The sequence below is a fragment of the Clostridiales bacterium genome, assembly GCA_030016385.1.
Classification (GTDB): Bacteria; Bacillota; Clostridia; order Clostridiales; family Oxobacteraceae; genus JASEJN01.
The window spans coordinates 53,418-76,333 of sequence record JASEJN010000004.1; the positions used below are offsets into that span (position 1 = coordinate 53,418).

17 protein-coding genes and 1 tRNA gene are annotated in these 22,916 nt (G+C 37.8%); 17 read left to right on the top strand and 1 reads right to left on the bottom strand.

The genetic code is table 11. From position 1 onward, the window contains the following. Nucleotide 1: 1 nt before the first annotated feature. The 10 genes from selB (at nucleotide 2) to holA (ending at nucleotide 12,693) form a co-directional block, all read left to right on the top strand. A complete protein-coding gene (selB, locus tag QME45_01800; protein ID MDI6617394.1) occupies nucleotides 2-1,912 on the top strand; it encodes a selenocysteine-specific translation elongation factor in 1,911 nt (636 codons plus the stop codon). A gap of 200 nt (nucleotides 1,913-2,112) precedes the next feature. Then, complete coding sequence (locus QME45_01805) at nucleotides 2,113-2,730, top strand: hypothetical protein (protein ID MDI6617395.1); 618 nt, start codon at nucleotides 2,113-2,115, stop codon at nucleotides 2,728-2,730. A 207-nt stretch (nucleotides 2,731-2,937) separates the two neighbouring features. Beyond that, entirely contained in the window at nucleotides 2,938-4,209 is a 1,272-nt protein-coding gene (locus tag QME45_01810; protein ID MDI6617396.1) for an HD-GYP domain-containing protein, read from the top strand. Then, the gene (locus tag QME45_01815; GenBank protein ID MDI6617397.1) at nucleotides 4,206-4,781 is read left to right on the top strand and encodes a DUF5317 domain-containing protein; all 576 of its coding nucleotides are present in this window, start codon (nucleotides 4,206-4,208) and stop codon (nucleotides 4,779-4,781) included. Before QME45_01810 ends, QME45_01815 begins: the two co-directional genes overlap by 4 nt. A gap of 449 nt (nucleotides 4,782-5,230) precedes the next feature. Continuing rightward, nucleotides 5,231-5,327, top strand: a tRNA-Sec gene (locus QME45_01820). Between the two features lie 320 nt (nucleotides 5,328-5,647). Beyond that, the gene (locus QME45_01825) at nucleotides 5,648-6,028 is read left to right on the top strand and encodes a hypothetical protein (GenBank protein MDI6617398.1); all 381 of its coding nucleotides are present in this window, start codon (nucleotides 5,648-5,650) and stop codon (nucleotides 6,026-6,028) included. Between the two features lie 141 nt (nucleotides 6,029-6,169). Further along, nucleotides 6,170-8,788 carry a calcium-translocating P-type ATPase, SERCA-type gene (locus QME45_01830; protein ID MDI6617399.1) on the top strand — a complete coding sequence of 873 codons (2,619 nt, stop codon included), beginning with the start codon at nucleotides 6,170-6,172 and terminating at the stop codon, nucleotides 8,786-8,788. A 213-nt stretch (nucleotides 8,789-9,001) separates the two neighbouring features. Beyond that, entirely contained in the window at nucleotides 9,002-9,295 is a 294-nt protein-coding gene (locus tag QME45_01835) for a hypothetical protein (GenBank protein MDI6617400.1), read from the top strand. 1 nt (nucleotide 9,296) lies between these two features. Continuing rightward, the gene (locus QME45_01840; protein MDI6617401.1) at nucleotides 9,297-11,597 is read left to right on the top strand and encodes a DNA internalization-related competence protein ComEC/Rec2; all 2,301 of its coding nucleotides are present in this window, start codon (nucleotides 9,297-9,299) and stop codon (nucleotides 11,595-11,597) included. A gap of 61 nt (nucleotides 11,598-11,658) precedes the next feature. After that, complete coding sequence (gene holA / locus QME45_01845; protein MDI6617402.1) at nucleotides 11,659-12,693, top strand: DNA polymerase III subunit delta; 1,035 nt, start codon at nucleotides 11,659-11,661, stop codon at nucleotides 12,691-12,693. Nucleotides 12,694-12,755: 62 nt separating this feature from the next. Here holA and rpsT read toward each other — a convergent pair whose 3' ends face one another. Then, a complete protein-coding gene (rpsT, locus tag QME45_01850; GenBank protein ID MDI6617403.1) occupies nucleotides 12,756-13,025 on the bottom strand; it encodes a 30S ribosomal protein S20 in 270 nt (89 codons plus the stop codon). A 355-nt stretch (nucleotides 13,026-13,380) separates the two neighbouring features. Here rpsT and gpr point away from each other — a divergent pair, with 355 nt between their 5' ends. The 7 genes from gpr (at nucleotide 13,381) to dnaK (ending at nucleotide 22,895) form a co-directional block, all read left to right on the top strand. Beyond that, nucleotides 13,381-14,355 (top strand): GPR endopeptidase, encoded by a 975-nt coding sequence (gene gpr, locus QME45_01855; GenBank protein ID MDI6617404.1) that lies wholly within the window; start codon nucleotides 13,381-13,383, stop codon nucleotides 14,353-14,355. A 143-nt stretch (nucleotides 14,356-14,498) separates the two neighbouring features. Continuing rightward, nucleotides 14,499-15,611: a stage II sporulation protein P gene (locus tag QME45_01860; protein MDI6617405.1), complete on the top strand. Its 1,113-nt coding sequence runs from the start codon at nucleotides 14,499-14,501 to the stop codon at nucleotides 15,609-15,611. Nucleotides 15,612-16,059: 448 nt separating this feature from the next. Continuing rightward, nucleotides 16,060-17,865 carry a translation elongation factor 4 gene (gene lepA / locus QME45_01865; protein ID MDI6617406.1) on the top strand — a complete coding sequence of 602 codons (1,806 nt, stop codon included), beginning with the start codon at nucleotides 16,060-16,062 and terminating at the stop codon, nucleotides 17,863-17,865. A gap of 11 nt (nucleotides 17,866-17,876) precedes the next feature. Continuing rightward, nucleotides 17,877-19,007 carry a radical SAM family heme chaperone HemW gene (hemW, locus tag QME45_01870; GenBank protein ID MDI6617407.1) on the top strand — a complete coding sequence of 377 codons (1,131 nt, stop codon included), beginning with the start codon at nucleotides 17,877-17,879 and terminating at the stop codon, nucleotides 19,005-19,007. A gap of 195 nt (nucleotides 19,008-19,202) precedes the next feature. Further along, nucleotides 19,203-20,237 carry a heat-inducible transcriptional repressor HrcA gene (hrcA, locus tag QME45_01875; protein MDI6617408.1) on the top strand — a complete coding sequence of 345 codons (1,035 nt, stop codon included), beginning with the start codon at nucleotides 19,203-19,205 and terminating at the stop codon, nucleotides 20,235-20,237. Between the two features lie 72 nt (nucleotides 20,238-20,309). Then, nucleotides 20,310-20,999, top strand: a complete 690-nt coding sequence (gene grpE / locus QME45_01880) for a nucleotide exchange factor GrpE (protein ID MDI6617409.1) — start codon at nucleotides 20,310-20,312, stop codon at nucleotides 20,997-20,999. 39 nt (nucleotides 21,000-21,038) lie between these two features. Further along, nucleotides 21,039-22,895, top strand: coding sequence for a molecular chaperone DnaK (gene dnaK / locus QME45_01885; GenBank protein MDI6617410.1), 1,857 nt, complete (start codon nucleotides 21,039-21,041; stop codon nucleotides 22,893-22,895). The last annotated feature ends 21 nt before the right edge of the window (nucleotides 22,896-22,916 follow it).

A 22,916-nucleotide genomic window follows, 5' to 3' on the forward strand; every position in this document is an offset into this window, starting at 1 on the left:
TATGAAACATATTATTATAGGTACGGCGGGTCATATAGACCATGGGAAAACAGCTCTGATAAAAGCCCTTACCGGCAGGGATACCGATACGCTTGAGGAGGAGAAGAAAAGAGGCATCTCTATAAATCTCGGTTTTACTTACTTTGATCTGCCTTCGGGCAAAAGGGCGGGTATTATCGATGTACCCGGCCATGAAAAATTTATAAAGAATATGCTTGCCGGGGCAAGCGGCATAGACATGGTGCTTTTGGTTATAGCGGCCGATGAAGGGATAATGCCTCAGACGAGGGAACATCTTAATATTTTATCCCTTCTTGATATAAAAAACGGAATAGTCGTAGTTACCAAGACTGACATTGTTGAGAAGGAATGGCTGGATGCTGTTATAGAAGATATAAGGGAATATTTGAAAGGTACATTTTTGCAGGATGCAGATATCGTGCCGGTATCATCCGTTACAGGAAAGGGCATCGATACGCTTGTAAAACTGATCGATAGGCTGTCCGATAAAGTAGCTGCAAAGGATGAAGGAGGCATATTCAGGCTGCCGATCGACAGGGTATTTACGATAAGCGGTTTTGGAACAGTAATAACAGGAACATTAATCAGCGGTAAAATCGATGAGGGTGACAAAATCGAAATATTCCCTGTAAAGGTTGAGACAAGGGCAAGGAGCATACAGGTGCATGAACAGCCTGTAAAGACAGCATATGCAGGACAGAGGGTGGCTATAAATATTGCAAACATCAAGGTGGAAGATATAAGAAGAGGATATGTTGCAGCCTCCATAAAAAGCATGGAACCTTCTACAATGATCGATTGCAGGCTCAATTATCTGAAGGATGCAGGGAAACCGCTTAAAAACAGGGAAAGGGTCAGAGTATATCAGGGTACTGAGGAACTGTTCGGAAGAGTTATACTGCTTGAAGATGAAGAGCTCAAACCGGGTGAAAGCAGCCTTGTGCAGATAAGACTTGAAAGTCCCATTTCGGCTCTTTCAGGAGACAAATACATAATACGCCGTTACTCCCCCATGTTTACTATAGGAGGAGGTACCATCATAAATTCCAATGCAAAAAAGCATAAAAGGTTTGACAGGGAAGTTATAGATGAACTTGCAAAGATGGAAAAAGGCGATTTAGATGAAATAATAGAAAATGAAACGTTAAAAACCAGCGCTGATTTTCCTGATGCTAAGCATCTGGCAAAATCGACAGGGAAGGGCTTAAACGAAGTTGGCAGCATAATTGACCGCCTGATAAAGAGCAGAAGATTAGTCGCATTTTCTATAGGGGATAGTTATTGCTATGTCCATAGAAAGTATATAGATGAAATAGCGAATAAATTCAGGGCCATTCTTGGACAGTTTCATGAAAAGTATCCTTTAAGGCCGGGAATGTCGAAGGAAGAGCTTAAAAGCCGCGCATTAAAAAGCAGCGTCAAGCAGAACATATTCGATGACCTGCTTGTGATGTTAAAAGATATGAAAGAGATAAAAATAAGCAATAAATATATATCCCTATACGATTTTGAAATTAGACTTGACAGCAGGCAGGAGGATATAAAGCAAAAAATAATGAAGCTGTATGGACAGGCAGGAATAAATGTTCCCAAAACTTCCGAAGTGATTGATAACTTCGGTGCCGATAAAGAAGCTGCAGGCATGGTACTTGGATTTTTAATGGATAATGGGCAACTTGTTAAAATAAATGAAGACATGATTATTTCAAGGGATACGTATGATGGTTCTATTTCCGCATTAAAGGGATTTATAAATAAATATGGAGATATAAACCTTGCGCAGTACAGGGATCTTTTAAAGACTACAAGGAAATACGCCGTGTCCCTTCTTGAATATTTTGATGATAATAAGATTACGAAAAGGATAGGGGACAAAAGGATATTGATTTAACATTGGGGATTGATTGGGAATATAAATTTTTTAATTGATAAGTGGCAAAAAATGACTTATAATGTTTATATGTGAAATGCACTGGATATTTTAAAGTGCGATTATTTTGTTGTGCATTTTATCATTGTAAAAGATATCTTTTCTTATGAAAATGTAAAATATTTGATATTTTATATACGTATAATGAAAAGAGGTATATTATGGATATATCTTCCATTCAAGATCTTCTCGAGAGGATAGATGGCGTAGAACTTTGCAGGGTAGTTGGGAACGAAAATGGGATAGAGGAGATACATATACTGTCTGACGGTTCAAAGTCACCCAAACAGATATCGAGAGATATTCAAACCGCATTGGTGACGAAGTTTGATATTAAAATAGATTATAAGATAATAAGCGTTGTTCAATTTAAAGGCGCCGAGAGCAGGATAATATCCAGAATAAACTTTGCAGGAGTTTCTGTCACTTCTTCAGGAAATGAGATAGATGCAGAGGTTAAGCTTATGTATGATGATGTCGAGTACACATCCAGACAGAGAGGGGTAAATACTGTGTCGAACAGATACAGGATGATCTCGGAGGCGACATTGAAATCGGTGGAGGAAATAATTGGACAACCCAATATTCTGTGCACCAATGATATTCTTGTAAACAATATAAATGGTTGTACTGTCGTTACCGTACTTGTCACCGCGAGGGTAAACTTTGCGGAAGAAACTCTGGCAGGGGCGGCTGTAGCAAGAGATGACATGAACGAGACTATTGTGTATGCTGCTTTGGACGCAGTAAACAAAAGAGTAAAAAGCATAAAATTATAAGGCCGATTATATGTACTTTTAAATCAAGCGAAGGGATATATAGCCTGTGCGAATAGCGAAAGCACAGAGAAATAATACGGGGAGGCTATATAAATGAAAAAAGTTTTAAAGGTTCTGCTTGCCATACTGGCATTGGTAATTGCCGGCGGCTCAGAAGTAGCCTGGTTCTAGTTAATTATGTAATCGGCCTTTTCATAGGGGTGCATTATGTTTAAGGGATTGAATTTTAAAACGAAGGCGTATCTTATATTTATATACTTGCTTGCACTTTTACTGATCATATTTTGTTTCAAAAAGTATGGATTCAATATAAATGCAAGTTTATCAGAAGTAGTATTATTCTGTTTTCTGAAGGTTGTAAGCGAATCGCTTCAGGTTTATTTCAACAATATGACTATAAGCACAGGGTTTACGATAACGCTTGCTTCTATGGTAATATTTAATCCTGTATTTGTAATTATTGTAATAACGATCGGGATGCTTTTTAGAGTTGTAAAGAATAATAATAAGTACTATCATATTTTTAATACTCCTGCTTATAAGACTCTTTTTAATATTTCTCTCATAAATATCTGCTTTATAGTAAGTTCTCAGATATATGAAGCATGTGGGGGAAGATATGGGAATCCTGAGATGAAAGATGTTATATTCCCTATTTTTTTATTTGGAATAGTATTTTGGATTCTAAACTGGGCTCTATTATGTTTGTTAATGCATTATTGGAGAGATATGAGATTCTCTAGTGTCATTTTTCAAAATTCTAAGGTAGTATTTTTAGGAATTATATGTATGATACCTCTGGGAATTATTATTTTAGAAGCATATAAGGCTTATGGTTACATAGGCGTACTTGTCATATTCGGACCAATAATGCTTGCCCGTTATAGCTTTGTTATGTATTCGAACATGAAAAAGGCGTATGTGGACACGGTAAAAGCGCTGTCCCTTGCAATAGAGGCAAAGGATAAATATACCGAGGGGCACTCTATGAGGGTTTTTGAATATGCCGAAAAGATAGCAAGAAATATGAAATACAGCGAGGAGCACATAGAAAACCTCAGGATAGCATCGCTGCTTCACGATATAGGAAAGATAGGGATACCTGAGGCTATTTTAAATAAGCCCGGCAGGCTCAGCGAGGATGAATATGCTGTTATAAAGCAGCATCCGGTAATAGGGGCTAACATCATAAAAGATGTGGATGCTTTAAAAAAGTCCCCAAAAATAGTCAGGTGGCACCATGAAAGGTATGATGGCAAGGGTTATCCTGATGGCATAGGCGGAGATGATATACCGCTGGATGCATACATAATATCCATTGCCGATGCATTTGATGCAATGCGTTCGGACAGGCCCTATAGAAGAGCTATGACGAAGTCTCAGGCTGTAAATATAATAAAAGATGAAAGAGGAAAGCAGTTTCATCCAAAAGTAGCCGATGTTTTTCTGGACATATTGAAATCCGAAGGTGATAAATGATGCTTACTGAAGCTGTTGTATTATCTGTTCTAATTGGTTATATTTTAAAGGGAAGCATAAACAATTTTAAGAATGCTGATATTTCATATATTGAACTTGCAATAGGGAGCTTTATACTGGAAGATATTGTGGTGATACTGATAAGGAGAAATGTATTTTTCAGCAGTTCTGCAATATTTATTCTTCATGCGATAGTGTACATGCTTTTATTTATTTTTGTGTATTTTAACAGGAAATGTACCGGCGTGCTTATTATGGGCGCAGGTTTTTTCATGAATGCCGCAGCTATTTTCGCAAACGGAGGGCTTATGCCGGTAAGCAAAATTTCCGCCTTTAAAGCAAACCTCGGCTATATGGTCGATAATATTTCGTCTTATGGCCTATATAAATTGATAGATAAAAATACGCTTCTTTATCCTCTTTGCGATATAATTCCGAGGCCATATCCCCGCCCCTTTGTGATAAGTATAGGCGATATTGTCATTTCAATAGGAATGTTTTTATTTGTAATAAAGCTCATGGGATGCAGGAGTATTTTAAAAAACAAGGGAAAATCAATTGAGCATAATTAATTTAACATAATTACATAACCTTTCTTTAATGTTCTTTACATATCATTTTTTAAATATAAAATGCCATAGTCGCATGGTATGCCCGAAATGGGCGTTTTTTTCATATTGGAGTAATATTCTTCATATAATTTATCTTCAATTCGCAATTTGAAATCAGGCATAAATAGGACTATGTTATTTTGAGCGACGAATGAGCATTATGAGAGTTTTGATAAGTTCTTGGCCTGCTGCCGCATAAGAATCCTTAGAGCTTTTGATTGTCTGAGTGAAACGAGTTTTAAAAGCTCTTGGATTCTTAAGGCTGCTGACCTTAGAACTTACAAAACTTGAATCTGGCGAATGAGTGTTCAAAATAACATAAGTTCATATTACGAATCGAAGTTGCCAAAATTTACGGTTGTAAAGATAAAATCAATATGCTATAATTATCGACGTTTACAATATATCACGGGGGTAGATAGGTGCCGGTGTGCCTACTGGTCTTCAAAACCAGCTTGCCCATCTTAAAAATGGGCAGGTGGGTTCGATTCCCACATGCTCCCGCCACTAATTTTTCATTTCAATATGCATAAAGATTATTTGAAGAATATTATTTCAATCGCTAAACTCGAAGTACTAGAGTATGTAAACTTGTTAAGGGCAGAATCAAAACTTGCTATGCAAAAGTCTGATTCTGCTTATCCTGAAGCTAAAGTTAATAGACTCTAAAAACTTTCCGCTAATTGCTCTTTCCATAATATTCTTCAAATATAAAATATGTATCATCCATTTCATGGGCATATATTATCTTTAAATATTATGGATAATCTCTTTATGGTTTAAATATAATATTCTATGACAATAATTACCATAAAGAGGTGAGATTATTGGATATATCTGTAAGGATTCCTGTATGCAATATTATAGCATGTGAGAATATTACAAATAGCAACGGCAAAAAGATGTATATCTGCAATCCATTTACTGCTGCGGCCAAGGCAAATATAAAGAAGTTTTATACATATACGATTATTCAGGGAATACCAAACGGATTAGTAATATTTAAAATAATGATTACCGATCCTTTTGGAAACATTGTTAAAGAAACAGAAGAGAGCATAGTGCTGGCTGAAGAAAATATCATAAGAGTGAAAACGCTATGGATGAACATAAATTTTGATAATACCGGAGAATATAAGTTTGCCGTGCTTATCAAATGCAATAAAGGCTTTGAAATTACAGGTACCGCATATCTTAATGTAATGTGATTTTATAGCATTCACTGGAATTGAAGTAACCTAAATCTATTTTGCATAAAGCGACTGATATAGGGCATACTTTTCTTATGGTAGTATTTGGATAAAAAGCAGCAAGGCTGCTTTTTATTTTGAATTTTTGAGGTGAAAAGCATGAATGATAGTGAATGGTATAATTTAAAAAACAATCATGTGTTAAAAAATCTGAACAGCAACGTGAATGGATTGACAGATGAGCAAGTAGAGCTTCGGCAGGGCAAATACGGCCTGAATCAGTTGAATCCTAAAAAGGGCAAGTCCATATGGAAGATGCTTGCCGAACAATTTTCAGATGTTCTTGTAATAATATTGATAATTGCAGCGGTTATTTCAGGCATGCTGGGGGAAATAAGCGATTCCATCGTCATACTGTTTGTCGTCGTACTCGATGCCGTCCTTGGCATCATCCAGGAAGACAGGGCTGAAAAATCACTGGCTTCCCTTAAAAAGCTTACATCACCCATGGCAGTTGTAAGAAGGCAGGGGAAAACGTTTAAGATTCATTCAAAGGATCTCGTGATAGGTGACATAATAAATCTTGAAGCCGGAAACTTAGTACCTGCTGATTGCAGGATTATGGAATCATTTAATTTAAAGGCTGAGGAGTCTTCTCTTACCGGAGAATCGGTGCCCGTTGAAAAAATTTCTGAAGTAATAGATGAAAGAAATATACCTCTTGGCGATAGAAAAAATATGCTTTTCGCATCATCGTTGATAACATATGGAAGATGTACTGCTGTAGTCACGGAAACCGGGATGCATACGCAGATAGGCAGAATTGCCGAAATGATCCAGGAAGATGACGACAAGCTCACACCGCTTCAGGAAAAGCTTGAAGAGCTTGGTAAGGTTCTTGGCATCGCCGCTATACTTATCTGCGCGACAATATTCGCTATAGGCATATTGCAAAAAAGGCCCTATTTCAGTATGTTTATGACATCTGTAAGCCTCGCTGTTGCAGCGATACCCGAGGGGCTTGCCGCCGTTGTGACGATTGTACTTGCAATAGGCGTGCAGAGGATGATAAAGAAAAATGTAATAATACGAAAATTGCCGGCAATAGAGACATTGGGCAGTGCAAGCGTTATATGTTCCGATAAAACAGGCACGCTGACGCAGAATAAGATGACGGTAATGAAGATATTTACAGATAATAAATTGCTGGTGCCTAAGCAGATTGTGACCGATAAAAATACCGGTATGATGTTTAAGATAATGGCTCTTTGCAACGATTCAAGCATTTATAAGGAGAACGGGATAGTAAAATCAGTCGGGGATCCTACGGAAACGGCGCTCGTTGAATTTTGCGACAAGTTCGAAATAGATAAAAAAGAATATGATATAAAGTATAAAAGAGTAGGGGAGATTCCGTTTGACTCCGAAAGAAAGCTTATGACTACGATAAACGAATTTGATGGGAAATATAAAGTCCTTGTAAAAGGCGCTCCCGATGTGCTTTTAAAAAGATGCAAGTTTATTTTAGATGAGAATGGAATAAGGCCTTTGAATGATGATGACGTTAAAAAAATCAAATATGCCAACGAATCCATGGCAAGGGATGCTTTAAGGGTGCTAGCAGCAGCATATAAGGATTTGGATGCCCTACCGGAAAGCAAAGACAGCAAGGCTCTGGAAAATGATCTTATCTTGGCGGGGCTTATAGGGATGATGGATCCTCCCAGAGAAGAAGCTAAACAAGCTGTCGATATATGCAAGAAGGCCGGGATAATACCCGTTATGATTACAGGGGATCATGTAACGACTGCAGTGGCTATAGCCAAGGAGCTGAACATACTTGATGACAGACATGAAGCTATAAGTGGGGAAGAACTTGATGGCATTCCGGATGAAGAACTTGCATCCGATATTGAAAAATACCGCGTATATGCTAGGGTGTCACCGGAGCATAAGGTTAAAATCGTAAAGGCATGGCAAAGCAGGGGATATATCTGTGCCATGACAGGCGATGGGGTAAATGATGCGCCGGCCTTAAGGAAGGCAGACATAGGAGCGGCGATGGGCATTACCGGGACGGATGTCGCTAAGGAAGCTTCTGATATGGTAATTACAGATGACAACTTCGCAACGATAGTCTCAGCAGTAGAAGAAGGAAGAACGATATTTTCAAACATAAAAAAATCCATACATTACCTTTTATCATGTAATGCAGGGGAGATTATAACACTGCTTATTGCCACAATCATGGGCTGGGAGGAGCCTTTGATACCTATACATATTTTATGGATAAATCTTATAACTGATTCGCTGCCTGCGCTGGCTCTTGGACTGGATCCCAAGGAAAAGGATATAATGGACAGGAAACCCAGAAAACCAGAAGAAGGCTTTTTCTCAGGTGGAATAGTTACCAGAATAATTTTCGGCGGATTGATGATAGGAGCCGTTTCTTTGTTTGCATATTCGATAGGGCTCAGGGATAATTTAAAGACTGCTCAGACTATGACATTTGTGGTGCTTGGAATGTCGCAGCTTGCACATGCGTATAATGTAAGGTCCGATAAAAAATCGCTATTTAAAATAGGACCGTTTTCAAATAAGTATCTTGTCGCCGCGACAACATGCTCGGTGATTTTGCAGCTTTTGGCAGTAATTGTTCCGGCATTCAGAAGCATATTCAAGGTTGCATCCCTTAGTTTATTGGAATGGATTGCTGCTGCCGTGCTTTCATTTATGCCTGTGATTATTGTTGAGATAAGAAAGGTTGTAACAAGATAAATATTATCTTCTAAATGTTTATCAAGTAGAATGGGGGCAATAATATAAACGGCATCAAATATTTTATGTATTTTTGCTCCATTTGGAGTGAAAATGCTCGCCAAAATAAACAAAAATAAATATTTATTTTGAAATAGCGGGAAATAATATTATTTAAATCTGCATATACCCTTTTGGCGAGCATGGCTCATAATTTAAATGGGAGGAAATATTATGATAAATAGCATGATTGTCAATCGCGAACGTGTCGGGGATTTGTATAAACTGAAATTGGAAGTACCCGAGAAGGAATACTATGAAATATATAAAAGTTTAGATGATTCGGTAGCAGAAGACATAATAAATCAGTACAGGTCATACTATGGGGATGACGGAAATTTTTTCAATGCCAAAATACATCACAATAAGAATCTACACATAATCAGGATAACATGTGATATCGATTACCAAAATGGAGTTCATACAGCGCAGTTTAATATGCCGGCACATCTGGGCGATATAAAATAGAATGCAAAGGATATTATTTTGGGCCTTCATGTTTTACAGCATGGGACTTATTTTTGGTGCTGCCTTAAGACCGTTTTCATATATATTTTTAATTTCAAGCATATTTTTACTGATTCTATCAATAGCATATTATATAAAAGGCAAAAGAACATTTTACCTTTTATATCTGCTTGTCTTATCTCTTGGAATGTTCTATTATCCATACAAATTGAACAATTTAAACAGGTTGCATGATAGGTTTAAGGGTAAGGATGCCATGTTGTACGGACAAATATCCGATGAAGTTTCAATTAAGGACAGACTTAAAAAATACATATTGCATGTGGATAGAATCGAGATCGGCAATGTTATTTATAGATGCAAAAGTGAAGTACAGGTGATAGATTTCAGGAATACAAAAAGTTACGTCACACCTTATGAATATATAAAAATAGATGGGACATTTGAAGAATATCAGCCTTATAAAAATATAGGAATGGACAATTATAGCGATTATCTATTGAGGCATGGTGTTTTCGGAACATTTACCGCAAACTATTCTAAAGACATAAATCCTGAGAAATGTTCGAAAAGGTTTTTAGAGCAGATAGCATACCGCATCAAAGAAAGAGCAGAAAGCAGGCTGATGCCGGTGTTAGATAAAGAATCATACGGCATGATGAAGGGGGTACTTTTTGGCGATACCGAAGGCTATGACAGAGATGATTATGAAGCATTTAAAAAATGCGGGATTGCTCATATATTTGCAGTATCAGGATACAATATATGGCTTATTTATTTTATCCTGAGCAATGTATTATTTTTCCTGGGAAATAATAGCAGACTGAAATCATATATAATAATCTTCTTCCTTATGCTGTATACAGTCATGACGGGGCTCACGCCATCGGTCATGAGGGCGTTTGTAATGGCTTCCATAATAATTGCAGGTAAATTGATGAACAAACATGCCGATTCCCTGACATCGCTGTCACTATCCGGCTTTATCATATTAACTGTGAATCCTCTGCTGATCATGGATATCGGTTTCATACTATCATTTATTTCGGCAGCGTCTATCATATTGATATTGCCGCGCATGGAAAAGATTAAAATGCCGATACACGGTAAAATCAAGGATGTATTCCTGGTGACTCTGTCGGTACAGATAGGGATATTGCCCGCTATAACATATTATTTTAACAATTTGCCTTTGCTTTCCATACCGGCAAACATGATTATCATGCCTGTTGTATCCGTTTTTACAGTTTCAGGCATCGTTTTTTTGGTATTCAATTTCGCTTTTATGGGAGCTTATGTAAATTTTATAGCTCACATGATTTTATGGTTCACCAGGTTTATAAACACTATTCCTTATTCTAACCTCAATACGATATCTCCGAATATTTTAGAAATAATGCTCTACTATATATTTGTGCTGTGTGCTTTTAAAATAATAATAATTAAAAAAGAATACAGAAAGGTGCTGTATTATGCTTTGTCGATTGTATTTGCCATGTCCATCATATACGATTCGATTCCCGGGAAGCTTAAAATAAGCTTTATAGACGTCGGACAGGGCGACAGCATTTTAATCATGACGCCTGATAGAAAGGAGATACTTATAGATGGGGGAGGGAAGCCTGTATCCGAATATTCAAGCATCGATATAGGAAATGAAGTCATAATGCCTTTTCTTTTAAAACATGGTATAAACAGGATCGATATGGTTATATCCACGCACAGCGATTATGACCATCTGGGAGGATTATATGCGGTTATGAAGAACTTTCCGGTTGGATATTTTGTTAAGTCGGATATGGGCAGTGTCGATGGCTATGCAGATATTTTCGAAAAATGTCCTGTTAAACAAAGCAAGATTATAAATATAAAAACAGGAGATGAGATATCGGCAGGAAAATATGTAAAGTTCTTCGCCCTGAGCCCTTCGAAAAAACAGTATGATGAGAATGATTCATCCATCGTACTCAAGCTTGTTTATAGAAATTTTTCAGCGCTGTTTACAGGCGATATAAGCGATAAAATAGAGAGCGGCTTATTAAAAGAAGATATACATGCCGATGTATTAAAAGTCCCCCATCATGGGAGCAAAACTTCGTCAAGCCAGGCTTTTTTGGACAAAATAAATCCAAAAGCTGCGGTAATATCCGTCGGGGAAAATTCATTCGGGCATCCTTCACCGGTTGTTTTAAAAAGGTTAACTGATAAAAAAGTCGAATTGTTCAGGACGGATAAGCAAGGGGAAGTAGATATAACTACAAACGGGAATTCATTTAACATAAGGACCGCTGTGGCTCATTGAAAGGAGTCGGCTATTGAGTTATAATATTGCCATATAATACTAAGGATACAGGGTGGTAAAATTGGCGGATATAAAAAATTACAGGTCGTTACTATCTGATCTCGATAGGGGCAGATTTAAAAATGTTTATCTTTTTTTCGGTCCTGAGACTTTTCTTATCAATGATGCGGTAAAAAGATTCATTGACAAATTTGTAAGCAATGATTTTAAAAATTTGAACTTTATAAGGCTTAATTATAACTCCATAGATTTCAATGATATTGTCAATGCCTGCGAAACTCTTCCATTCATGGATAAAAAAAAGATAGTGGTTGTTGACGACTGCAGTTTTTTTAAATCTTCAAGGACCGATAAGGATACAGCTTCCGATAAACACTCACCGGGTATAAGCAAGTATATACCCGGTCTGCCCGATACTACCATTTTGATACTTATAGCGGGCGCTGAAGTTGATAAGAGATTAAAAGCATATAGTGCAGTTAAAAAAATTGGAGATATCGTAGAGTTCAGCCCGTTAAAGGGTCAGGAAATGGCCATGTGGATTGAAGGAAGATTGAAAAGTCAAGGTAAAAAAATAAGCGGCGCTGATGCTTTTTATTTTAGCGAAAGGGTTTTAGATTCATTATTTGATGCCGAAAACGAGATTCAGAAGATGTGCGCTTATGTAGGCGAGCGGATACAGATAACAAGAGATGATATAGATGCCCTGGTGCCAAAATCCCTTGAAGCAAATGTTTTTCAATTGGTAGATTCCATATCAGAGAAAAATACTGGTAAAGCCCTTTATTTGTTCAATGAGCTTCTTTTGGATTCGGAACCTATCCCCTTGATACTTGCGATGATCATAAGGCAGTACAGGCTTCTTTTGCATACAAAACTTCTATCGGCAAAAAAACTTTCAAGCCAGGAAATTGCAAACAGGCTTTCTGTAAGATTTTTTGTATGCAGCAAGCTGCAAAAGATCATAAAAAAATATACTGAAAGCGACATTCAAAAAAGGCTGTACAGGTGTTTGGATACCGATGCGGCTATAAAGTCCGGAAAGGCGGATCAGAGAATCGCAATAGAGACACTTATTGTGGAATTTTCAAGATAGAACAGCACCTTTTGCTTCATATTGATGAAACCTAAAATAAAAAAAGCCGTAAATCGGCTTTTTTACTGTGAAACTGCTTTATTCAACTTTAAAGATAATTTGGATTTTTTCCTTGCAGCCGTATTGCGATGTATAACACCCTTTGCGGCGGCTCTGTCTATAACATGACTTACTCTTGGAAATAACTTTTTTGCTTCGTCCATATTACCTGCAGCCACATACTCATCAAACTTTTTAACTATGGTTTTAACGCTTGATTTTACCATTCTGTTTCTCAATGTTTTCTTTTCAGTTATCTTTATCCTTTTTATAGCTGATTTTATGTTTGCCAATACATTCACCCCCTCTGTCATATTTTTTACCTGGATCATCTGACTTATTCAAAGAACATATGCCTTCTATAGCAGCAGATTGGGGAAATCCACAATATACTAATTTTTCAACGCCTATTATTATAACATTAAAAATTTGTGGCTGCAAGCTTTAGAATTTACAAAACTTGAATCTGTCGAATGAGTGTTCAAAATAACATAAGTTCATATTACGAATCGAAGATTTGCATGGATGCATAAATATTCTTCAAATATAAAATATGCACCTTAAGAATGTATATTTTTCTTTTGGTATAGTATTGCACGCTATGGAAAAAATATATATAAATATAAAGTATCTACGGAGGGCAAAAACATGTTTAGTATAAGAACGGATCTTGCATTAGAGGCAAGAGAAGCATATAGCAAAGAAAACAAGGGAGAAATACCAGGTGTCGAGGTAGATGTAAAAAAAGAAGAAAACCTTACAGCGACTACTGTTAAAGTGGTGGATAAAAGAGGAGAAAAGGTTATCGGAAAACCTATGGGAACATATATAACCATCGAAGCACCAGAGCTTAAGAATTTTGATCAGGAGCTTTTAGATGATACGAGCAGATACATGGCGAGAGTTCTTGAACCGTTGATTAAGCTTGATAAAGATAAGACCGCCATGGTCGTAGGGCTTGGGAACTGGAATGTAACTCCCGATGCATTAGGACCTAAAGTCGTTTCGAGGCTCATGATTACAAGGCATCTAAAGCAGATGATGTCCCATGATATCGATGATGGCATAAGGCCCGTATGCGCACTTTCGCCGGGAGTACTGGGGATTACTGGAATCGAAACAAGCGAAATAATACAGGGTGTCGTAAATAAGATAAAGCCGGATATCGTCTTGGTTGTCGACTCGTTGGCATCAAGGAAACTATCGAGAGTAAGCACGACGATACAAATTGGGAATACCGGCATAAGTCCGGGATCGGGTGTTGGCAACAAGAGAATGGGTCTGACGCAGAGCATACTCGGTGTTCCCGTAATAGCCATTGGCGTGCCAACTGTCGTAGACGCCGCCACGATGGCCAATGATACGATAGATCTTGTAATCGACGATCTTATCAGGCAAACGGAAAAGGGTAAGGAGTTTTACAATATGTTAAAAAGCCTGAATAAAGATGAAAAGTTCCAGCTTATACAGGAAGTGCTTTCACCATATGCAGAGAATTTAATGGTTACTCCTAAGGATGTTGATTCCATTATAGATAATATTTCAAAGATAATCGCAAATGGGATCAATATCGCTCTTCATCCTTCCATAGATATCAAAGATGTAAACAGGTATATCAATTGATCTTAAAATATAAAATATACCCATGAAGTGAACTGACTGCAAGCTGCAGGGAGCCTTCGGCAAATGTCAGGTTTATTTTATATCATATATGCTGCTAATTATGAATATATTTTCTAAAGGATACAAATGGTGAGGTGGCATATATGATAAATAGAAAAATATATACTCTGTCCAATTTTAAGATGTATGCGTTGATTATTTTTTTGCTGCTGGGAGCATTTTTACTGATTAGAAAGCCACCGATAAATATAACTGCCGGATTGCCCAAGATCGACGTCGAAGGCCAAGAGGACAATATATATAAAATAATAATCGATAAAACCATGCCGATGCTTGATATAAGCATGCAGGAAGATTCTGATAGCAAATTGCCTCAATTCATAGGAAATATTTTTTCAAAATATATATCAAAAATAGATGTATCAAATCCCAAAAATTATCTTAAGTCGGAAATACCACTGCTTGGGCTTACGAATACCAAGCCTTTTAGTGCAAGCATTGCGGCAAGATCAGGAAGTGTAATAAACGCTAAAGGAGACAACCAAGAAAATAAAAACAATAATGAAGTGATTAAAAACAGCGTAAATTTCCCTGACAAGCCTCTGGAAAATGTCAAGATCAACGCCAGCAAGCCGGAAGTTATTATTTTCCACACCCATACTGATGAAAGTTTTACTCCGTCAGCCAAATACAAGTTCAAACTGATAGGAGATTATTATTCGGCAGATAAAAATTATAACGTATGCAGGCTTGGGGAAGAAGTTAAAAACTATATAGAGAAATATTATGGCATAGCTGTCGCACACGATACTACGGTAAATGATATGACAAACGGGGTTCCAAACCGGAGCGGGAGCTATAACAGGGCAAGGCCTGTCGTTGAATCGCTTATAAAAAAATATCCTGAAGCGAAGTTCATAATCGATCTGCATAGAGATGGCGTGACTGATAAAAGCGTTGTAACTGCAAACATAAGGGGAGATCAGGTTGCAAAGACGATGATCGTATTAGGCAAGGGGAATCCACACTGGCAGGAAAATTACTTTACCGCATCAAAGATAAGCCAGAAGATGGAACAACTTTATCCAAGCCTTTTTAAGCGTATAGATTATGCAAATAAGTCTATATATAATCAGGATATCTCCAATAAGATGATACTCATAGAAGTAGGCGCGCAGCTCAATACTTTAGACGAGGCAATCGTTTCTGCAAGGATGCTTGCACGTTCAATAGGAGAAGTCCTTAAAGCCGATTAGTTTTATGCGTATTAAATTGACTAAGGATGCGTTAAGATTATTGAAATAATATTTTTCAGATATAAAATTGTACCCGATAACCAGAATCTATTTCTTATGACGGCGGATGTTTAAAAATAGTAAGTATACTTTGTGTGCACTTTGCAGAAAAGGTGCACGTTTTTTTTGCTGTACCCTTAAATGGGTCCATATTCTTCAAATGATCTTTATACACCCTCCTTAAATTTGCTGTATATTGACACATAACGGTAATTGTTATTATAATTTATTATGATTTAAATTTAATATTTTACTGCAAGGTACAAAATTTGAATCCGGCAAATGAGAGTTTAAAATAACACAGGCTCGAATTACGAATCGGAGTACAATAGTGAATCGGGTGCATATAAGTTATTTCAAGGATATCGTTCCAATATAAAATATACACCCTGTAAAGGAGGAGCAAAAAATGGATAACGATCGTCAAAAGAGAATAAGAAACTTTTGCATAATTGCACATATAGACCATGGAAAATCGACATTGGCCGACAGGCTTATAGAGATGACAGGCACGCTCACAAAACGCGAGATGGATGAGCAGGTGCTCGATAACATGGATATTGAAAGGGAACGCGGGATAACAATAAAAGCTCAGGCTGTAAGGCTTATATACAAAGCCCGCGATGGCAAGGAATATATATTGAACCTTATCGATACTCCGGGTCATGTCGATTTCAATTATGAAGTATCCCGAAGCCTGGCAGCGTGTGAAGGGGCGCTTCTCATAGTTGATGCCACTCAGGGAATACAGGCTCAGACACTTGCAAATTGCTACTTGGCCCTTGAGCATGACCTTGATGTGATTCCCGTTATAAATAAAATAGATTTACCCAGCGCAGACCCTGATGAAACAAAAAAGGAGATAGAAGATATAATAGGACTTGATGCAAAAGACGCTCCTTTGATATCTGCAAAACTCGGCATAGGCATTGACCGGGTATTGAATGCCATAGTGGAAAAAATATCATATCCAAAGGGCGATGAAGATGCGCCGCTTAAGGCTTTGATATTCGACAGCTATTATGACAATTACAAAGGGGTTATTGCCCATATAAGAATTAAGGAGGGCGTCATCAAAACGGGCATGAAAATAAAAATGATGGCGACAGGCAAAGAGTTCGATGTGACAGAAGTCGGTATATTCAGGCCCGATATGGTACCAACAGGGATATTAAGGGCAGGGGAGGTCGGATACGTCGCAGCGAGCATGAAAGAAGTCAGGGATACAAGGGTTGGTGATACGATAACAAGTGCCGAGAGGCCTGCTCTTAAGGCTCTACCGGGATATAGGCCTGCCATACCTATGGTGTTTTGCGGTATTTATCCTGCTGATGGAGCTAAATATAACGAACTCAAGGAATCCCTTGAAAAGCTTCAGATTAACGATGCGGCGCTTTTGTTTGAACCTGAAACATCTGCAGCTCTTGGGTTTGGATTCAGATGCGGATTTTTAGGGCTCCTTCATATGGAGATAATACAGGAGAGGCTTGAGAGGGAATACAACGTTGATTTAGTGACGACGGCTCCAAGTGTAATATATAAAATAATAAAGACGGATGGAACGGAAATGGAAATAACAAATCCTGCAAACATGCCTGATCCGTCGGAGATAAGTTCCATGGAAGAGCCTATTGTAAAAACTACCATAATAACTCCGGCAGATTATACCGGCCCCATAATGGAATTATGTCAGAGCAGGAGAGGAATACTTAAGGATATGCAGTATCTTGAAGAAAAAAGGGTTATGTTTCACTATGAAATGCCTTTAAATGAGATTATTTTTAATTTTTTTGATGCTCTGAAATCAAGGACAAAGGGTTATGCATCCCTTGACTATGAGTTATGCGGTTATAAAAAAGCCGAACTTGTGAAACTCGATATACTGATGAACGGCGAATTAGTAGATGCCTTATCGATGATTGTTCCAAAGGAAAGAGCGTACAACAAGGGAAGAGCTATTACCGAGAAGCTTAAAGAAGTAATGCCGAGGCAGCTTTTTGAAATACCCATTCAGGCGGCTATAGGTTCTAAAATAATAGCCCGCGAAACTGTAAAAGCATTGAGGAAGGATGTGCTGGCAAAATGCTACGGCGGTGATATAACAAGAAAGAAGAAGCTTCTTGAAAAGCAGAAGGAAGGGAAAAAGAAGATGAGGAAGATAGGTACGGTGGAAATCCCTCAGGAGGCATTTATGGCGGTGCTCAAGATAGATTAGGAGGCAAAAGCATGGAAGACATAGGGCTTTATATCCATATCCCATTTTGCAAATCCAAATGTTTTTACTGTGATTTTAATTCATATGCTGGCAAGGAAAAACTTCAGGATGAATATGTAGAATGTCTCATAAGTGAAATGAAGATGAGGTCAAATGTATTAAAAAACAAAAACGTTGTTTCGATATATATAGGCGGAGGCACTCCCACTTATTTGAATCCAGGCGCGTTAAGGAGGCTGCTGCAGTTTATAAAAAGCATGGGGTTTGTAAATATAGAATATTCCTGTGAAGCAAACCCAGGTACGCTGACAGATGAAAAGCTTCATATAATGAAAGAGAACGGTATAAACAGGCTTAGCATAGGGCTGCAGTCTTGGAATAACAAGATACTTGAATTTTTGGGTAGGATACACAGCTTAGAAGATTTTTTAAGCAATTATCAGGTGGCAAGAGCCTTAAAATTCAATAATATAAATATAGATCTTATGTTTTCCATACAGGGGCAGACTGTAGATGAATTTGATAATACATTGGAAAATGTAACGGCATTGAATCCGGAGCATATTTCGTGCTACAGTCTGATTATAGAAAAGGGTACTTTATTTTATGATAAGTATAAAAAAGGCGAGATAAGAGAAATAGATGAAGAAATAGACAGGCAGATGTATTATAACGCTATAGACATTTTAAATGAAAAAGGCTATCACCAATACGAAATATCAAATTTTGCAAGATGCGGTTTTGAATGCAGGCATAATATAATCTACTGGAAGACGAAATCGTATCTTGGAATCGGAGCCGGAGCCCATTCATATCTGGACGGGATGAGGTCGTCCAATGAGGTATTGCCCGAAAAGTATATAAGCAGTATAAAAAAGGGAAAATTGCCTGTATCTCAAAGAGAAGTCCTAACACTTGATGATATGATGGAAGAATTTATGTTCATGGGGCTCAGAATGACAGAGGGAGTATTTTTAAGCGAATTTAAGACAAGATTCAATAAAGATATTTTTGAAATATACGGTAAGCAAATCGAAATGCTGCAAAAATGCAAACTTCTGGATATTAAAGATGGAAGACTTTTTTTAACAAAGAGGGGTATAGACATTTCCAACCAGGTTTTCGTCCAATTTATGTTCTGATTCTGTCCCAAACAAGTTTGCAGATTTTTAAGACTGTGAATCTGGCGAATGGGTGCTCAAAATAACATAAGTTCATATTACGAATTGAAGTAATAGTTTAAAAAGGTATTGACAAAACTATTGGGTAGTGATATTTTTAAAACGTAAATAGTTAGCACTCAATATGAGAGAGTGCTAACAAGTAGAGGTGAGTTTATGGATTTGGATGAGAGAAAGAGGCATATTCTCAAGGCTTTAATAAATGATTATATTGTATCTGCCGAACCTGTGGGGTCCAGGACGATTGCCAAAAGATACAGGCTTGGAATAAGCTCTGCGACTATAAGGAACGAGATGGCAGACCTTGAGGATATGGGATATCTGGAACAACCTCACACTTCTGCGGGAAGGGTCCCTTCAGATAAGGGCTATAGGATTTATGTCGATCAACTTATGGGTGTTGAGAAACTTTCACAGGAAGAAGCTCAATATATAAGGACAAGTATACAAAAAATTGCTATGGGTGAAATAGAAAGAATCATACGGGAAACATCGAAAATATTATCTTTCCTTACGAATTATACTGCGATGGTCATGGCGCCTGAGACAAGAAAAAGCACTTTAAAACGTATTCAATTGGTGTCGATAGATACAACGCATATTGTAGCTATTGCCATTACGAATTTCGGAGTTGTAAAAAGTACAAATATAAGCCTTTCCAAGGCTATAGACATCGATAAACTTGTAGCCATAAACAATCTTTTAAATGATAAGCTGACGGGTCTTACAATTGAAGAGATTAATTTAGAGGTAATAACCAAGATCCAGAGAGAAGTAAGGGGATATAATGAAATATTGAATGAGATATTGCCTATACTTTATGACAGCTTGAAATGTATGGATGATAGAGAAGTTTATCTGGAAGGGAGCTCAAATATTTTCAATTATCCTGAGTATAATGCAATAGAAAAGGCAAGATCCTTCTTGAATATTCTTGACAGAAAGGATATATTGTATAAAATACTTTCATGTGATGACGACGATATAAATATATCCATAGGTCATGAAAACAAATATGATGAAATCAACGACTGCAGCATTATAAGCACTACATATAAAATTGGGGATTATGCTGTTGGAGCCGTTGGTATAATTGGTCCTAAAAGGATGAATTATGCAAAGGTCTTGGCAACGATGGAATACTTTACAACCTGCCTTAACAAAATACTCAAAGACTATTTTGATGGTTAATGATGCGGACATACCTTAAACCTTTGACAATAGGTGTGTCTCATTCATATATAGATTTATAGAGGTGATGATATGACTGAAGAAAAGAATAAAAAAGTCGATAAAGAAAGTGTGTCTGCAGATGATGTAAAAAGTGAAAAAGCAGGAGAAGCTGCAAGCGCAGCTAATATAAAAGATGAAAAAGCAAACAAAGCTGAAGAAGCTGAGGGCAAAAAAGAGGTAGAGTCATCGCAGTCATCAGAAAAGGCAAAGGAAAAGGCCGAAGGTGCAGGCGATAATAAAACAGTTGACGCTCTCAAAGATAAGGTGCAGACATTAGATAGCGAGCTTAAGGAAAAAGATAAACAGCTAAGTCAGTATATAGAACTTGCTCAGAGGATAAAAGCAGAGTTTGATAACTATAAAAAGAGGACTATAAGGGAAAAGGAGCAACTGTATACCGATATATCTGCCAATGTGATTTTAAAATTGCTTCCGGTTGTAGATAATCTCGAGAGGGCTGTTTCATCGGATGCCTCCGACGGGAAGAGCATACTGGAAGGATTAAAGATGATATTGAAACAGATTAAAGATGTGCTCTGCAAGGAAGGCGTAGAGGAAATACAGTCGGTTGGCAAAAACTTCGATCCTAATCTTCATAATGCCGTAATGCATATTGAAGATAAGTCGTATAAGGCCAACACGATAGTGGAGGAGTTTCAGAAAGGTTATAAGTTAAAGGATAAAGTTATAAGACATAGTATGGTTAAAGTTGCTAATTAAAGTTTAAATATATTATTTGCTTTTTAAGGAGGAAAAAATATGGGAAAAGTTATAGGAATAGATTTGGGTACTACATTTTCATGCGTTGCCGTGATGGAAGGTGGAGAGCCTGTTGTAATTCCAAATGCCGAAGGAGCGAGGACAACGCCATCCGTCGTAGCTTTTTCGAAAACAGGAGAGAGGATGGTAGGCCAGGTTGCAAGGCGCCAGGCTATAACTAATCCTGAAAGAACAGTTTATTCGATAAAGAGAAAGATGGGTACCAATTATAAAGTAAATATCGATGGTAAAGAATATACGCCGCAGGAAATATCCGCTATGATACTCCAGAAATTGAAATCAGATGCCGAAAGTTATTTGGGCGAAACCGTCACTCAGGCGGTCATTACTGTACCTGCATATTTTAATGACAGCCAGAGGCAGGCTACGAAGGATGCAGGCAAGATCGCCGGGCTTGATGTTTTAAGGATAATAAACGAGCCGACAGCAGCATCTTTAGCATATGGGCTTGACAAAATGGAAACCAATCAGAAGATACTCGTTTATGATCTCGGCGGCGGTACATTCGATGTATCAATACTTGAACTCGGTGACGGTGTTTTTGAGGTAAAATCAACAAATGGTAATACGCACCTTGGCGGTGATGATTTTGACCAGAAGATAATGGACTATCTTGCAAATAGCTTTAAGAGAGAAAACGGCATCGATTTAAGGAATGACAAAATGGCGCTTCAAAGGTTGAAAGAAGCAGCTGAAAAAGCAAAAATAGAACTGTCGAGTGTTGCAAGCACAAATATCAATTTGCCTTTTATTACTGCCGATGCATCAGGTCCGAAGCATCTTGACATGACATTGACGAGGGCAAAGTTCAATGAACTTACGGCAGATCTTGTTGAAGCGACGATCGGACCGATGGAAAAGGCTTTAAGCGATGCAGGCCTTACTATAGATAAGATAGATAAGATTGTGCTTGTAGGAGGTTCTACAAGGATTCCTGCTGTTCAGGAAAGAGTAAAGAGGTTTACAGGTAAAGAGCCGAGCAAGGGAGTCAACCCAGATGAGTGTGTTGCAGTAGGAGCATCGATACAGGCAGGCGTACTTACAGGAGAAGTTAAAGACATACTGCTTCTTGATGTTACACCTCTTACCCTTGGAATTGAGACGATGGGCGGAGTGATGACAAAACTCATAGACAGGAATACTACCATACCTACAAAGAAGAGCCAGATATTCTCTACTGCAGCAGATGGCCAGAGCACTGTTGAAATTCACGTTCTGCAGGGTGAGAGGCCTATGGCAAGGGATAACAAGACCCTCGGAAGGTTTACATTGACAGGCATACCGCCGGCACCGAGGGGAGTTCCTCAGATAGAAGTTACATTTGATATAGATGCGAACGGTATATTGCATGTTTCTGCAAAAGACCTCGGAACCGGAAATGAACAGAAGATAGTCATTACGGCATCCACAAATCTTACTGACCAGGAGATAGATAAAGCCGTCAAAGAATCTGAAAAATTTGCGGAAGAAGATAAGAAGAGGAAAGAAGATATCGAGGTAAGGAATAATGCTGATTCCATTATATACCAGACAGAGAAGACATTGAAAGACTTAGGCGATAAGGTATCCAGCTCCGATAAGGAAAAGATAGAAGGAAAAGTAAAACAGGTTAAAGATGCTCTGTCAGGTAACGATGATGAAAAAATCAAATCAGCAACAGACGATCTTACAAAGTCATTCTATGATATTTCATCGAGGCTTTATCAGCAGGCAGGCCCGAAAGGACCGGGACAAGGCGGCTTTGGTGCAAACCAGGGCGGAAATAATACAGGAAACAAAGATGACATAAAGGCCGATTATAAAGTAGATGACAACGATAATAAAAATAAAAAGTGATTTTTAACGGTTTTAAAACCA

What these genes read in the sequence shown, in the direction of transcription:
- selB (MDI6617394.1), top strand. Translation starts at nt 2, where the DNA reads ATGAAACATATTATTATAGGTACGGCGGGTCATATAGACCATGGGAAA.
- QME45_01805 (MDI6617395.1), top strand. Translation starts at nt 2,113, where the DNA reads ATGGATATATCTTCCATTCAAGATCTTCTCGAGAGGATAGATGGCGTA.
- QME45_01810 (MDI6617396.1), top strand. Translation starts at nt 2,938, where the DNA reads ATGTTTAAGGGATTGAATTTTAAAACGAAGGCGTATCTTATATTTATA.
- QME45_01815 (MDI6617397.1), top strand. Translation starts at nt 4,206, where the DNA reads ATGATGCTTACTGAAGCTGTTGTATTATCTGTTCTAATTGGTTATATT.
- QME45_01830 (MDI6617399.1), top strand. Translation starts at nt 6,170, where the DNA reads ATGAATGATAGTGAATGGTATAATTTAAAAAACAATCATGTGTTAAAA.
- QME45_01835 (MDI6617400.1), top strand. Translation starts at nt 9,002, where the DNA reads ATGATAAATAGCATGATTGTCAATCGCGAACGTGTCGGGGATTTGTAT.
- QME45_01840 (MDI6617401.1), top strand. Translation starts at nt 9,297, where the DNA reads ATGCAAAGGATATTATTTTGGGCCTTCATGTTTTACAGCATGGGACTT.
- gpr (MDI6617404.1), top strand. Translation starts at nt 13,381, where the DNA reads ATGTTTAGTATAAGAACGGATCTTGCATTAGAGGCAAGAGAAGCATAT.
- QME45_01860 (MDI6617405.1), top strand. Translation starts at nt 14,499, where the DNA reads ATGATAAATAGAAAAATATATACTCTGTCCAATTTTAAGATGTATGCG.
- lepA (MDI6617406.1), top strand. Translation starts at nt 16,060, where the DNA reads ATGGATAACGATCGTCAAAAGAGAATAAGAAACTTTTGCATAATTGCA.
- hemW (MDI6617407.1), top strand. Translation starts at nt 17,877, where the DNA reads ATGGAAGACATAGGGCTTTATATCCATATCCCATTTTGCAAATCCAAA.
- hrcA (MDI6617408.1), top strand. Translation starts at nt 19,203, where the DNA reads ATGGATTTGGATGAGAGAAAGAGGCATATTCTCAAGGCTTTAATAAAT.
- grpE (MDI6617409.1), top strand. Translation starts at nt 20,310, where the DNA reads ATGACTGAAGAAAAGAATAAAAAAGTCGATAAAGAAAGTGTGTCTGCA.
- dnaK (MDI6617410.1), top strand. Translation starts at nt 21,039, where the DNA reads ATGGGAAAAGTTATAGGAATAGATTTGGGTACTACATTTTCATGCGTT.